The organism is Vibrio chagasii (assembly GCF_024347355.1).
GTDB classification, from domain to species: domain Bacteria; phylum Pseudomonadota; class Gammaproteobacteria; order Enterobacterales; family Vibrionaceae; genus Vibrio; species Vibrio chagasii.
The window spans coordinates 709,545-721,972 of the sequence record NZ_AP025465.1; the positions used below are offsets into that span (position 1 = coordinate 709,545).

16 protein-coding genes are annotated in these 12,428 nt (G+C 45.9%); 7 read left to right on the forward strand and 9 right to left on the reverse strand.

All coding sequences use genetic code 11. From position 1 onward, the window contains the following. The first annotated feature begins 123 nt into the window (after window positions 1-123). Together OCV52_RS03135 and OCV52_RS03140 are read left to right on the forward strand one after the other, a co-directional pair. Window positions 124-507, forward strand: a complete 384-nt coding sequence (locus OCV52_RS03135) for a type III secretion system chaperone (RefSeq protein ID WP_233090385.1) — start codon at window positions 124-126, stop codon at window positions 505-507. Between the two features lie 3 nt (window positions 508-510). Continuing rightward, complete coding sequence (locus OCV52_RS03140) at window positions 511-1,671, forward strand: VopS family T3SS effector adenosine monophosphate-protein transferase (protein WP_137408925.1); 1,161 nt, start codon at window positions 511-513, stop codon at window positions 1,669-1,671. An 88-nt stretch (window positions 1,672-1,759) separates the two neighbouring features. On the opposite strand, the gene OCV52_RS03145 is transcribed toward OCV52_RS03140, so the two are convergent. Continuing rightward, a complete protein-coding gene (locus OCV52_RS03145) occupies window positions 1,760-2,686 on the reverse strand; it encodes an alpha/beta hydrolase (RefSeq protein ID WP_137408926.1) in 927 nt (308 codons plus the stop codon). A 110-nt stretch (window positions 2,687-2,796) separates the two neighbouring features. Between OCV52_RS03145 and OCV52_RS03150 the strand changes: the two genes are divergently transcribed. Next, complete coding sequence (locus OCV52_RS03150) at window positions 2,797-3,714, forward strand: LysR family transcriptional regulator (protein WP_137408927.1); 918 nt, start codon at window positions 2,797-2,799, stop codon at window positions 3,712-3,714. A 108-nt stretch (window positions 3,715-3,822) separates the two neighbouring features. Here OCV52_RS03150 and sctU read toward each other — a convergent pair whose 3' ends face one another. From sctU to sctN, 8 genes are read right to left on the reverse strand one after another with little or no spacing between them, the layout of a single operon-like run. Further along, entirely contained in the window at window positions 3,823-4,881 is a 1,059-nt protein-coding gene (sctU, locus tag OCV52_RS03155) for a type III secretion system export apparatus subunit SctU (RefSeq protein WP_137408928.1), read from the reverse strand. Between the two features lie 18 nt (window positions 4,882-4,899). Continuing rightward, window positions 4,900-5,682, reverse strand: coding sequence for a type III secretion system export apparatus subunit SctT (gene sctT / locus OCV52_RS03160; RefSeq protein ID WP_137408929.1), 783 nt, complete (start codon window positions 5,680-5,682; stop codon window positions 4,900-4,902). Further along, window positions 5,679-5,945 carry a SctS family type III secretion system export apparatus subunit VscS gene (gene vscS / locus OCV52_RS03165; protein ID WP_005426136.1) on the reverse strand — a complete coding sequence of 89 codons (267 nt, stop codon included), beginning with the start codon at window positions 5,943-5,945 and terminating at the stop codon, window positions 5,679-5,681. The genes sctT and vscS overlap by 4 nt, the downstream gene beginning before the upstream one ends. A 13-nt stretch (window positions 5,946-5,958) precedes the next feature. Beyond that, window positions 5,959-6,609 carry a SctR family type III secretion system export apparatus subunit VscR gene (gene vscR, locus OCV52_RS03170; RefSeq protein ID WP_005426130.1) on the reverse strand — a complete coding sequence of 217 codons (651 nt, stop codon included), beginning with the start codon at window positions 6,607-6,609 and terminating at the stop codon, window positions 5,959-5,961. Continuing rightward, the gene (gene sctQ, locus OCV52_RS03175) at window positions 6,606-7,571 is read right to left on the reverse strand and encodes a type III secretion system cytoplasmic ring protein SctQ (protein ID WP_137408941.1); all 966 of its coding nucleotides are present in this window, start codon (window positions 7,569-7,571) and stop codon (window positions 6,606-6,608) included. The genes vscR and sctQ overlap by 4 nt, the downstream gene beginning before the upstream one ends. Continuing rightward, window positions 7,571-8,560, reverse strand: a complete 990-nt coding sequence (locus OCV52_RS03180) for a type III secretion system needle length determinant (protein ID WP_137408930.1) — start codon at window positions 8,558-8,560, stop codon at window positions 7,571-7,573. Before OCV52_RS03180 ends, sctQ begins: the two co-directional genes overlap by 1 nt. A gap of 9 nt (window positions 8,561-8,569) precedes the next feature. After that, a complete protein-coding gene (gene sctO / locus OCV52_RS03185; protein ID WP_137408931.1) occupies window positions 8,570-9,031 on the reverse strand; it encodes a type III secretion system stalk subunit SctO in 462 nt (153 codons plus the stop codon). Next, a complete protein-coding gene (gene sctN / locus OCV52_RS03190; protein ID WP_137408932.1) occupies window positions 9,028-10,350 on the reverse strand; it encodes a type III secretion system ATPase SctN in 1,323 nt (440 codons plus the stop codon). Before sctN ends, sctO begins: the two co-directional genes overlap by 4 nt. 184 nt (window positions 10,351-10,534) lie before the next feature. Here sctN and sctW point away from each other — a divergent pair, with 184 nt between their 5' ends. The 4 genes from sctW to vscX are packed head-to-tail and all read left to right on the forward strand — an operon-like array spanning window position 10,535 to window position 12,428. Continuing rightward, window positions 10,535-11,428, forward strand: a complete 894-nt coding sequence (sctW, locus tag OCV52_RS03195; RefSeq protein WP_063522675.1) for a type III secretion system gatekeeper subunit SctW — start codon at window positions 10,535-10,537, stop codon at window positions 11,426-11,428. Continuing rightward, the gene (locus OCV52_RS03200; protein WP_137408933.1) at window positions 11,409-11,693 is read left to right on the forward strand and encodes a TyeA family type III secretion system gatekeeper subunit; all 285 of its coding nucleotides are present in this window, start codon (window positions 11,409-11,411) and stop codon (window positions 11,691-11,693) included. Before sctW ends, OCV52_RS03200 begins: the two co-directional genes overlap by 20 nt. Next, entirely contained in the window at window positions 11,680-12,054 is a 375-nt protein-coding gene (gene sycN / locus OCV52_RS03205; protein WP_063522677.1) for a type III secretion chaperone SycN, read from the forward strand. The genes OCV52_RS03200 and sycN overlap by 14 nt, the downstream gene beginning before the upstream one ends. Then, window positions 12,051-12,428: a type III secretion system protein VscX gene (vscX, locus tag OCV52_RS03210; RefSeq protein ID WP_137408934.1), complete on the forward strand. Its 378-nt coding sequence runs from the start codon at window positions 12,051-12,053 to the stop codon at window positions 12,426-12,428. The genes sycN and vscX overlap by 4 nt, the downstream gene beginning before the upstream one ends.

The window sequence follows — 12,428 nt, forward strand, 5'->3', positions numbered from 1 at the left end:
AACACTTTGCGATTATCTAAACCGCAGAGATGTAAATACTAATAAATACAAAATAGGAATGTAAATCAGATGGTCAACGGATTTATATCGACTCTTCTAAACGACTTTGCAAAGCGTTGCCAAATGGAAACGCTGGAATTTGATGAAGAAGGCTGTTGCCAATTAATTCTTGATAACGAAGTAGCAATTACACTTCGCTCAAGTGAAGAGAAGTTGACGCTTATTGGCTTAATTTCAGGTGAGAAACCGCATCCCGATGTTTATTTTAAGCACATGAAAGCAGCATTAACAAAAGATGAGCCCTACGTATGTTGGGATGAAGATGCTGGCTACATCGGTTTTATTCACATTCATCAGATAATGTTAACCGAGACATATTTTGAAACGTCGATTGCTCAATTTGTTGATTGGTTAAAGCTGTCAGCAAGCCCGCAGGGGCAAGTGGCGCAAGAACAGAAACAAACACGGACAATAGATACGGCACAATTTGCCACATTAAGGGTATAAATAATGATTAGTTTTGGAAACGTAAGCGCACTTCAAGCGGCACTTCCGGAAGCGCGAAAAGATATTCTCAATGAAGGCAAACTCAATGTTGGTGGCAAGGAATATAAGGTCGATGCAAATACTCAGCAGTTTGTTCGTTCAAACCCAAGTAATAATGCAGTCGCTCAATTCTTTGAAGCAACAGGTAAGCTATTTAGAGAAGGCAACACAGACTCAGTAGCTAAAGCGATGACAAAATCGGTATTCGACAATGCGCTAGGACAAGCTGAGCGTTTGAAATCCAGCTCTTCAGTAGAGCATGGCCAGATGTTTTTTAAAGATGCTAGTTTAAAAACGCCAGTCGATGTATTGAATGCTTTTAGTCGACTTGATGCTCAAACTATTCAATCTTATGGTGGCGAGCTTAACCAATTGGCTGATCTTGCTATGTCTGAGTTACTGCTTGATACGGAACCTGCCAAAAGCCTAAATACACAAATTGGTGAGGGTGCAACAAAAGCATTAGCTGGCAAAGTTGTTAAAGCTTTTGGTGGCGGTGCGATGGGCGTGAAGAACAACCCAAATACCGCGATGGGCTTGGAAGTTGTATTTGAAACCGAGGTTAAGAACTTAAAAGCGGCACAAGCACATATTGAAGGTTTGGCAAACAAAGACTTGAGTTCGGGTGTCTATGCGGATTCGCTAGCGGAAGATAAGTTCAATAAAACGGGCACGACGAACAACCTTGAACGTGCTGCGGCTTGGATCATTAACGCATCGACTTCGAAAGGAAACGATGCTGATAATATTACTGCGCTTCTTAAAGAGTACGCGGCCAATGATAAAGACTTGCTGAACATGGATAACTTAAAAGAGCTTCATGCGCGAGCGGTGCCGAATATTGAAAGAGATTACCGAGGCCCAGCGACGGCTGGTGGCGCACTTCCATCAAGCATTGGTGGTGAAGGCATGCTAAAACAGCACATAGAGGGCTTTTTGAAAGAAAACCCAGTGGCAGATAAAGATCTTGGTAAGCAGTTGTTTGCTGGCGTGATTGGCTACCATGGCTTCACGGATGGTAACGGTCGTATGGGACGTATGCTGTATGCGATTGCTGAGCTGAGAAACGATTCATTTACGCCTCTTGCCATGACTGCTGAAAACAACTTGCACGGTATTAAGTAAGTATCCCAAAAATAAAAAAGAGCGACTTTCGTCGCTCTTTTTTATAAGCCTGTCGGCCTTTATTGGAAACTGAGCAAATTAGCGACCTTTAGTTTTTCATATTCTCAAGCATATAGTTGAGTACATTATCGTTGTCGTTAATGAGGTTTTCGATTATATCAAGGTGGTCTCTTTTTCGAGCGAGGTAAATGCGGCACTCTTGTTTAGCATCAAGCACTTTGGCGTGGTATTCCTTTGTTTGTCGGAAGAACTCAGGCGTGTCCAGTTCTGGGACAATCAAGTGCAACGGCGCCAGTTCCTCTTCTGAAGGAAAATCATTAAGCAGTGGACTCACCCTCTCCGATGATTCATTGGTCATCTGAATGTTATCGTTCACGAAGCTGTTCACAAGTGGTCGAATATCAAAAAGGCCAGCGATTGAAAAAACATCTTTGAGTTTCTCTTTGCCTTCTGCTTCTACTCCAAATTGTTCCCAATCTGTTTTATGGAGCATGGATACAAGTTGGCCGCCAGCCGAGTGGCCTACTAGGTAGACTGCGGGAGAATTATTCTCCACTGCGAGCGATAAGATTTCTTTAACTGCAAGCTGCATCTGTTTAAGGATGGACTCCATTGGCGCACCGTTTGTCCAGTGTTGAGCCATTCGGTAACTTGGCATGTAAACCGCAAAACCATTTTGATTGAAAGGTTGCGCGATAAACCCAAATTGTTCCTTTGAAAACCATTGCCACCACCCGCCATGTATGTAGATAACCATAGGTGCATCTTTGGCAAGCCCCTTTGGCTTGTAGATATCTATTTTTCCAGAAAACTCGCCTTCTCCATATGCCATCTCGGTAAGTCCTGTTTCCAGGTTTGTTCGATAACGCTCACTTTGCTGGCTAGTAAATTCTATGTGTTTCGGTAACAAATCATCCGTGGGTAATCTATTGGTCCATAACGTCGGATTGTATTGTTCATCTGCTATCTCTCGTGAGAAGTATTGTGCAATTGAGCTTGTGCTTGTTTTGTTCACTATTTTGTCCCCTTTGGTTGCTTTAGGACATTATTAATGATTTTATTGGTATGAAAAAGATAGGTAATTTAGTACGGACTGTTTAATTTTTATAAACTATGAACAAGTATATGCGTCATATGATCATCTTCACGAGAGTTGTGGAGAAGGGATCTATTACTGCGGCTGCACGCGAATTAAAGGTGGGTAAATCCGTTGTTAGTCAACATTTGAGAGCTTTGGAGGAGGCGTTAGGTGTTTTGTTACTCAAACGCTCCACTCGCCAACAATTGCTTACGCCTATGGGAATAGAGTTTTTTGAACGGTGTAAAAAGATTAGCGAGCTTGTTGATGAGGCATGGGATATTGCAAGGATCAGCCAAATTGAGCCAAAAGGAATGGTTAAGATTAGTTCACCCCACGCGTTGATCGAGCCCGTGATATCACCGGCAGTTGGGCATTTAGTCAGTATCTACTCTGAATTAGTTCCTACGATTCTAGCCAATGACGGCAGCGTGGACTTATTTGAAACGGCGGCTGATCTCGCGATTCATGTCGGTGAGCTGCCATCAAGTGAGTACATACAAAGAAGGATAGGTAGTTTAAAGAAAGTGCTTTGTGCAAGCCCTTCATATATTCAGAATCATGATCTCAGCATCGCGAAACTTATTAAGGATCCGTCTCAGTTGCTCGCCTTCGATTATGTGGCGAATATCTGGGAGGGGAAATCTATTCGATATATTTTACAACACTCGTCCAGTGGTGAGCGAATAGAAGTGTCGCTGGAAGCGAGTCGCTTTAATGATTCGGTTCATTCGGTTATCTCTATGGTCAAAGCGGGAGCTGGTATGGCATTAATTCCTGAATTTATGTTCGAAAGTCTCAGACGCAAAGGAGAATTAGAGAACATTTTTCCTGGGTATACGCTTCCCAAGATTCCTATTTATGCTGTTCATAATTACGCAAAAACGCCTCCGCTCAATGTCAAAATGTGCACCGATTTCATTGAACGACAGCTTAGAAATCTTAACTCTTCAGAAGATGCTTAATCGTTTTCTGAATCGCTTAGATCTATCGATTCCATTCTACTTTGTTAGCACACAGTTCTTTTTTGTACTGTGTGCTCTCTGAGCATGACGCACATGATTGTGAGAGAGTTATACTCGCGATTCCTCAGCCTGCTCAAGAGACGCAACCCAACGCAGGATCTCAGCGGTGGCTTCAATAAGATCGCCTGGAATGTACTGGTTTAACTGACCATCGGCATAAAGAGCACGTGCGAGTGGTACTTTTTGCATCACAGGGATGCCTTCTTCGTGGGCTATCGCGATCATACGTTTTGCCATCGCATCGGTTTCTTTAAGGGTTATCACAGGCAGCGGCGTTTCGCCTTTTTTGTAGTACAAACCAATCGCGATGTGGGTTGGGTTCGTGACCAACACATTCGAACGTTTAACGTTATCTCTTTGGTTCGAAGTTTGCAGCTCTTGGTGCAACTGACGACGCTTACTCTTGATTTCTGGGCTGCCTTCCATCTCTTTATATTCGCGTTTGACCTCGTCTTTAGTCATCTTCAGTTGCTTGGTGTGGTCGAATTTTTGGTATGCGTAATCGGCAGCTGCAATCACAATAAAGCCGACGGAAGAGATGATCATGAGTTGTTTCACTAATACGCCGGTGATGGTCGGTACACACTCTAATCCGCATGTCGGGATTTGCAGTAGCGTGTTTAAGTTGCCCTGCAGAGTGACCCAAATAATGCAGGAAAGGAGCGACACTTTAAGAATCGATTTAATAAACTCAATGATGCTCTTTAGCGAGAAAATTCGTTTTGCCCCTTCGACAGGGTTGATCTTTTTGATATCTGGTTTGACGGATTCACCACTAAACAGCAAGCCGAATTGCCCCATGTTCGACATGATGGCGATCAATGCCGCCACTATCAGTATTGGTGCCAGCAAGTAAACCATTTCTTTGGCGATTGCGACGGCTACGTCAAGCAACGCATCCTGAAACCCTTGATAAGCCAACTCACTCGGCAACAAAAGTAGGGCAGAGATGTGCGACATATAGTAGTCAGCAAAGGCAAATAAGACGGCAATTAGGGCTAGGATTAACGCCGATGAGACGACTTCCTGACTTTTAGCGACTTGCCCTTTTTGCCGGGCATCCCGAAGTTTTTTCGGGGTGGGGAGTTCTGTTTTTTCTCCGCTCATTGCTCTTCCTGTCTGTTATTACCAAATGGTATTGAGCTGCTCTCTGAACAGTACGATTTCAGAGAAAAGGGCTTGAAAGTGGTCCATCATCAATGCCAAATAAACAATCAATAGCACGCTGGCAATGGCACTTTTGATCGGCATGGCCAAAGAGAAAACGTTCAGCTGTGGGGCGAATCGGCTAATCAGCGCGAGTCCAAACTCGGCAAGGAACATGGCCAAAACCAAAGGCGCAGACATCAAAACGCCAAGCCACATAAGTTGCTCGAACTGAGCGTAGAAAAAGTGCACCCATTCCTCAGTGACGGTTGGAAAAAAACTAATCACAGGCCACGACGAATAGCTGTTAAACAGCGCATAAATAAAAGCGACAAAGCCACCGCCGGAGAAAAACAAGGTGATCAGTGTTTGAGTCAATAGCACAGCCGTTGGCGTTGACTGAGAGCCGAGAGTGGGATTAAACATACTTGCCATCGCAGCACCACGTTGGTTATCCACTAGAAACCCTGCCGCCTCAATAGCCCAAAAAGGGATTGCTGCAACAAAGCCAATCAGCATACCCAATAGTACCTCTTTGCCTAAGATGACCATCAACCAAATCCCATCCGTTTCTGCGGGCAGGTCTTGTTGGTTGATCATTGGGAAGATAAACAGCGCAAGCGAACACAAAACACCATTTCTCACCAAGGTGCCACCGAGCGTTTGTTTGTTTAAAATCGGCAAAAATATAAAGCAAGCCATTAACCTAGGGAGCGTCAAGCTGTATAGGAACAGGGCCTGGTGCAAATCATCGTAACTCATCGTATTTGCGGGATTTTATCTAAGGTCAAGGTAGCAAATGAATGCAGTTCGGCGCCCAGCCATTGTGTGGTAACAAATAGGGTTATGATGACGGCGATCAGTTTGACGACAAAGCCTAACGTCTGTTCTTGTACTTGTGTTAGCGCTTGGACAAGAGAGACCAAGGTACCGACAAGTGCCGCAACCAAAATAGGTGGCAGCGACAAGAACAGAACAAGCGTTAGAGCCTGAGTGGTAAAGTGGATGATTTCAGCCGGATTCATGCTTCTCTCCTCATTATCCGTAACTGAGCACTAGGCCATGGGTCAACTTTGTCCAACCGTCTAGCAACACAAAGAGTAATAGTTTGAATGGCAGTGAGATGGTCATTGGCGATACCATCATCATGCCCATGGCCAGCAAGATGTTGGATACGATCAGATCGATAGCGATGAATGGCAGGTACAACAGGAAGCCAATCTCAAACGCTCTCGTTAGCTCACTCACGGTAAAGGCGGGGAGCAACAACAACAAGCTGTCTGACTCCAAACGGTCGACGTACTTTTGTGGCCACAAGGTTCTTGCTGCATCGGTAAAAAAGACCGATTCAGTTTCACGGATGTGCTTTTTCAAGAACTCGCGGTACGGCTGCAATCCACTCTCGATTAAACCTTCGATGCTCTCCGAATCTTCAAGTGAGATTTCGTGCTGGGTCACGTAGTCATAGGTTTCAAACCCCACTGGCGCCATGATGAAGATCGACAGAATGATCGCCAATCCATACAAGGCCATATTGGGTGGAATTTGTTGTACACCTAAGGCGTTTCTTAGCAGAGAGAAAACCACGGCCAGTTTAACGAAGGAGGTCGCCATCATTGCAATGAAAGGAATCAAAGCAAGAAGGGCGAGTGTAACGATGAGGTTCAGTTCATCAGGTAACTGGATCATGCTGGCTCCTGACTGCCGCCAAACAGTTCGAGAACGCGGACACCCAAGCGTTCATTAATGTTCACTAGTTCGCATTCACCAATGATTTTGCCGTTTGCTCGCATGGTGACTGGGTTAGAAATTGGTTGGTTGAGCTCAAAGATAAAACCCGGTTGCAGCGCGTTAAGCTGTTCTAAAGTAATGGTTTGCTGACCAACATCGAAAGTCAGTTCAATTGGCAATTGCTGGTGGTCGGTCAGTGCTTCAGAGCTGTTGATATCATTCATATTGGTTTCTTTTTCTTGGATATGGAGTGTCGTATTATCGAGTTGGCATCGCCAAAGGTTGTGATTGGAGACCTGAAGAAGCACTTGGTGTTGCGCGATGTAGCAATCGTCGAAAAACACCACATCGCCCAGTTCAAGTTGCTCAAATTGACTGAGTGCCAAACGTGTTTTGCCAAAGCTCAACCAGAAGGGCAGTGCGATGTTTTGGCTCAGGTAAGAGGGCGCTTGTGGCAGAGTGTCAATCAACACATCTCGACCTTCATGGACCCACAGGCTAAGAGAGACATCATCGCGATTGATGGTGAGCATCAATACGTTTTCTTCTGGTGCAGGCTGCTCATGAACTTGAAGTTTGCTCAATACCGGAAGTTGTCCAAATAAGCGCTTAATCATGTCGGTGTAGGGCTCAATTTGGCTACTGAGCAACGCCAATTGCAAAGAGTTTGGTAGTGATTCAAATGCCGTCGAGTCAAGAATGCCATTCAACCATTGCTGTAATTGCGCACTGCTGAAATCGATTTGAATAGTTTGTCCACCAATCAGTAGTGTTAAACGATAGCCAGAAAACTCCGGCTTTTGGCCAAGTGTGACCGATAAGCTATTGCTCTGACTATCTTGAAAGTGACACTGTTTTGCGCAAAGTTGATTACTTAGCGTGATGCTTGAAAGCTCGACCTTTGGGAAATCTAATATCATCATTCGTCCTCAGGCTTCCATTCATCGTAAATGCTGCGTTGTTGTCGCGAACGTTGTTGGTCTTGTTGTTGGTTCATCTGTTCGCTGACTGCGATCCGAATCGGTTGGTCGATGCCTAAACGTTGCAGACGCTCGGTCAACTCTTGCTTAGCCGTTTGGTTGATCAGCGAAAGAGCGTGCTCTTGCTTAATCAGCACGCTGTAGCCAGAACTGTCTTGCTTGATGGAGATCTCGCCACCTTTTAATTGGCCTTCATTTAGAAGTAGGCGAACTTCTCTCTCGTTTGCTGAAGGAAGAGACACGTAGATCTTGTCGACTAACTTATTAATCAATTCGCTTACGTCTTGAGCTCTATTCTGGGGCCCGTGTGTCTCTACGTTTTTCAGGATGATGTCGCCTTGCGCTGTTGCTTGGCTTAGGTTGGGCATCGGGTGAAGCTTAGCGTCCGACTCTGAACTTGGATGACGCAGATCGATGTGCTTCACTGCTTTAACCTTCTCTTCAAGCGCGGACAATGCGGCTTTCAAGTCGATAATTTTCGAGTCCACAATAGTAGCAGCGTCTTTTGCCGTAGGGTCGAGTTTATGAGCTGCTGCATCTAACTTATGCAGTTGGCCTTGCTGCACACATTCTCTCTCAAAGAGAGCGTGACTTGGCTTTTCTGGATGCAGACCAGCTTCTGACTTTTCATTAGCAGGTTGATCTTTCAAGTTTTCAGGGTGTTCTTGGCCACCGTCGAGCTGCTCTTTCCCCGCCTTAGGAATAGCACTGCTGGCCTTGCCTTTGTTCTTCATGCTATCGAGCTTGTCTGCGTTCAATACAGCAGCGAATAAACGAGAAGTCTCTGACTCATGTTCGCTTTCTGCTTGCGTTGGCTTAAGCGCATTCTTAAAGCGAGATTCAAGCTCTTCTGAGACTTGGTTGACCGGCCTCTGTTGAATCTGTTGCGGATGTTCAGTTGTGTTTGGATGATCGTTTTTGACTCGCATCTGTACCTTCTATGAAACAACAACGTTGCGGAACTCTTCTTGTTCGAGCTCTTCTTGATACTGCGCTTGGCGTGCTTGCTCAGCGATTTCTTGTTCGTTTAATTGAATGAATTTTTCTTTGGTTTTATGGGCGGCCATAGCGTCTTGCTTTCTTTCCTTGAGTCGCTGGTTCTCTTGTTCCAATGCCTTTTTTTCTTCTGCGACTCGTTGTTTTAAATCGGCCTCTCTTTCCCTTAACAGCGCGATTTCTTGCCGCAATATTTCAAGTTCTTTTAGAACGACGGTTTTCTGTTTGGCTTTCGCAAAGCGCCGTTCTTCTTCCTCTTCGCGCCATTGACGATAGTCAACGACAGACTGTTCCGCCTTTCGGAGTGAGGCTCGTGCGTTATTGACTCGATACTCTTGTTGCTGAACCGCGCGATCCGCACGGTCGGCACGAATTTTTTTTATCTCTAGCAGTCGCTCGATCATAGGCCTGCAAGTCCTCGTAGCTGCGTGACGCTCTCACCGAGCTCACTTGGCTCGTGCGTACCTTGGCGCAAGAACGCTCCTATATCATCTCCCTGTGCGATGGCCATATCCGCGCGACTGTCGGCACCGTGTTGGTATTCACCAATTTTGATCAACAGTTCGACTTCTTCATATTTAGCCAGCATTTCGCGCATGTGAGCCGCGGACGCTTGATGAGTTTTATCGACGATTTGGTTCATTACACGACTGGCTGAGCGAAGCACATCAATGGCTGGGTAGTGGTTCATCGCCGCCAATTTACGAGAAAGAATGATGTGGCCATCGAGTATCGAACGCGTTTCATCGGCGACCGGCTCAGTCATATCGTCACCTTCCACAAGTACGGTATAAAGCGCGGTGATGGAGCCTTTGTCTGATTGACCTGCACGTTCCATCAGTTTTGGTAGCGCGGCAAAAACAGAAGGCGGATAGCCCCGTCGTGTTGGTGGCTCGCCAGCGGCCAAGCCGATTTCACGCTGAGCTCGAGCAAAACGCGTCACCGAATCCATCAGCAGCAGGACTCGTTTACCTTGATCGCGAAAGTACTCGGCGATAGAGGTCGCGACGAACGCCGCTTTGGCACGTTCCATTGCTGGCCTGTCAGAGGTTGCGACAACAAGTACTGACTTTGCCATACCTTCTTCCCCAAGGTCGTGCTCGATAAATTCTCTTACTTCACGACCCCTTTCACCGATGAGGGCAAGCACGGTTACATCGACATCGGCAGAGCGAATAAGCTTGGCAAGCAGGGTACTTTTACCACCGCCCGCTGCGGCAAAAATGCCCATCCTTTGTCCTTCACCACAGGTGAGCAATCCGTCGATAGAACGCACGCCCATCGAAATCGGTTTTTCAATCAGCTTTCGCTGCATTGGTGGTGGCGCATCGCGGTAAACCGGATACCAAGCGCTCGGCTCAGTGCTTTGAGAACCATCGAATGGGCGGCCTAGACCATCAAGAGTTTTCCCTAAAAGGTGATCGCCAACACCGACTTCGTGCATTTTTCCAAGCGGGCTCACTTCGGTATTGGATGAAATTCCAAACATGTTGCCAAGTGGAGTAAGCAACGCATGGTGTTGCTCAAAACCCACCACCTCCGCAAGCAGCGACAAGGTTTGATCTGGATTACGTAGCTCACAAAGCTCGCCGACACGAACACCAGGCACAACGGCTTTGATAATAGTGCCAGTAACCTGAGTCACACGACCGCGGATTTGGATCAAACGCGTTTGCTTGATGGCTGATTGTTGAGTTTCGATGATGTATGAGAAGTCGTTCAATTTAAGAAAACATGCAATAACTGATGCTGGGAGAATAGGAAGGATGAAGCCGTTTTTATAGTGACTATTGGTCGGGAGTTTTTAGAAAACTTAAAACGCCCTAAAAAAACACGTCTGATTTTGACAGCCTAATAAAAATGCAATTCCTATAATTCGCTCATATTGTAGGAAGGAGTGCAAATCAATGAGCACTATCAATAGCCAAATTTTTACGGGCAACAAATTTGACGCGCCAATTAGAAGTAACCTCGAGTCTTCCCGCACGGGAGCCTCAGTCAATGGTAACTACCGAGGTGAAACTGTCCGCGTACACAATGCAACTCAGTCGCTGTTTGATGCAATGGAAGAGCTGACGGCGTTAGGTTCAGAAAAAGCAGAAAAAGATCTCACGAAACGCAAAGTAAAAGACGGCAGTATTCGCGTGAATGAAGCGCACGAGCTGGTTTCTGACTACCTAAGAAAAGTGCCTGATCTTGAGAAGAACCAAAAGATCAAAGACCTTGCTACCAAAATGGCAAGCGGTAACTTATCAACGATTGCTCAGTTACAGGCGTACCTCAACGGATTCTCTGAAGAGAAGAGCCATCAGTACCTAGCGCTGCAAGCAGTGAAAAAGTTCCTCGGAGCCAATTCAGAAAGTAAGAATCTACTAGCGCTGATAGACCAAGCCATTCTGACCTTTGAGCAGAATCCGGACTCTTGGGCTCAGATTGATACTGAAATTCGTGTTTCAAGCTTCGCGGATGAATACAGCCAAGAGCAAGGCTTTAGCAGTTTGCATCAATTGCGTGGCTTCTATCGCGACACGGTACACAGCTACCAAGGTTTAGGCTCAGCATACAAGGATGTGGTTGAGCGTTTTGGTGCAAAAGAGGTCTCCACGGCGGTCGACTTTATGTTGCAGGGTATGAGCGCAGATTTGAGCGTTCAAGGTAGCAATATTGACTCCGTTAAGCTCCAGCTTCTGATGTCCGATATGCAAAAACTTAAGACGTTGAATACGCTTCAAGACCAAGTTAGTAATCTCTACCAGATGTTCAAACCTCAGCAGGCAAACTATGGCTTATCAAGTTACTGATTTAATGTCAGACGTCATCGCTTTGGTTGAGCAGCGTTGGGTGGGAAGTGTCGAGATATGGAACCTAGTGAACGCCATGGAGTTGGCGTCCACGGAGAGAAAAATCAGCTTTTTTAGGGAACTTCACAAACTTATTCGCCATATTCCAATTGATGTATTTAACGATGAAGAACAGCGACAAAACCTAATACAAGCTGTGCAAAAAGCGCTTGATGAAGCGATTGATTTAGAAGAAGAGGAAATGTGGGACGATGAATTGGATTGATGCATCAGTGGATGATTTTTGCCGAGGAATGGGACTTGAAGCGGTAGACTTCTCGTCAGCAGGACGTGTTCAACTGAGTTTCGAACAGAGCGGCACTCTGCACGTTGAGAGGCATCAGGACTGCCTGTTTCTCATGCTGGCGAAACCGCTGCATTGGCACCAATCAAATGAGCCGATTAAAAAGGCGTTGAGTTTTTGCCATTCAGGTCAAGGCTGGCCATTCGTCATAAAGAGCGGTTTACTGGATGAACAGACACTGGTCTTCTCTGCACAAATTGAAGGGGATGAAGTGACCCTACCAACCATCGAGCAAGCGTTCGCTCTACTGGTTCGTTTACATAAAGATGTGGCGGATTCATGAGCCGTATTAGTACGTTAAACGTCGGTATTGAAGGCTTTACTTACGTTTCACTTGAGCAGGCTGAAAGCGACTTCCCACAGCGTTTTCAGCTGTTGCCTGACGGTCAAGCCATCGCGACTCACTTAGAGAAACTGTACGAGCTTCGCCCCTCTGAGCACTACCTGGTGTCACTGGCCAAGCCAAAATTGACACATTCGGAGCTACTTCGCCCGGACAAGTACCGTCAACAGTTTGATGCCACTCAGCAGCGGCTTCAGGAATTGGCACAGAAAAATGGCTCTCATGCGCTCAATCAGGCTGTGGAAACATTGCAAAGTACTCAATTAGACCAACGTTATCTCACTATGGCGTTGAATCTACTAATTCAGGTTTAA

Coding starts and splice junctions, on each gene's coding strand:
- OCV52_RS03135 (WP_233090385.1), top strand. CDS start 124: ATGGAAACGCTGGAATTTGATGAAGAAGGCTGTTGCCAATTAATTCTT.
- OCV52_RS03140 (WP_137408925.1), top strand. CDS start 511: ATGATTAGTTTTGGAAACGTAAGCGCACTTCAAGCGGCACTTCCGGAA.
- OCV52_RS03150 (WP_137408927.1), top strand. CDS start 2,797: ATGCGTCATATGATCATCTTCACGAGAGTTGTGGAGAAGGGATCTATT.
- sctU (WP_137408928.1), bottom strand. CDS start 4,881: ATGAGCGGAGAAAAAACAGAACTCCCCACCCCGAAAAAACTTCGGGAT.
- sctT (WP_137408929.1), bottom strand. CDS start 5,682: ATGAGTTACGATGATTTGCACCAGGCCCTGTTCCTATACAGCTTGACG.
- vscS (WP_005426136.1), bottom strand. CDS start 5,945: ATGAATCCGGCTGAAATCATCCACTTTACCACTCAGGCTCTAACGCTT.
- vscR (WP_005426130.1), bottom strand. CDS start 6,609: ATGATCCAGTTACCTGATGAACTGAACCTCATCGTTACACTCGCCCTT.
- sctQ (WP_137408941.1), bottom strand. CDS start 7,571: ATGATATTAGATTTCCCAAAGGTCGAGCTTTCAAGCATCACGCTAAGT.
- OCV52_RS03180 (WP_137408930.1), bottom strand. CDS start 8,560: ATGCGAGTCAAAAACGATCATCCAAACACAACTGAACATCCGCAACAG.
- sctO (WP_137408931.1), bottom strand. CDS start 9,031: ATGATCGAGCGACTGCTAGAGATAAAAAAAATTCGTGCCGACCGTGCG.
- sctW (WP_063522675.1), top strand. CDS start 10,535: ATGAGCACTATCAATAGCCAAATTTTTACGGGCAACAAATTTGACGCG.
- OCV52_RS03200 (WP_137408933.1), top strand. CDS start 11,409: ATGGCTTATCAAGTTACTGATTTAATGTCAGACGTCATCGCTTTGGTT.
- sycN (WP_063522677.1), top strand. CDS start 11,680: ATGAATTGGATTGATGCATCAGTGGATGATTTTTGCCGAGGAATGGGA.
- vscX (WP_137408934.1), top strand. CDS start 12,051: ATGAGCCGTATTAGTACGTTAAACGTCGGTATTGAAGGCTTTACTTAC.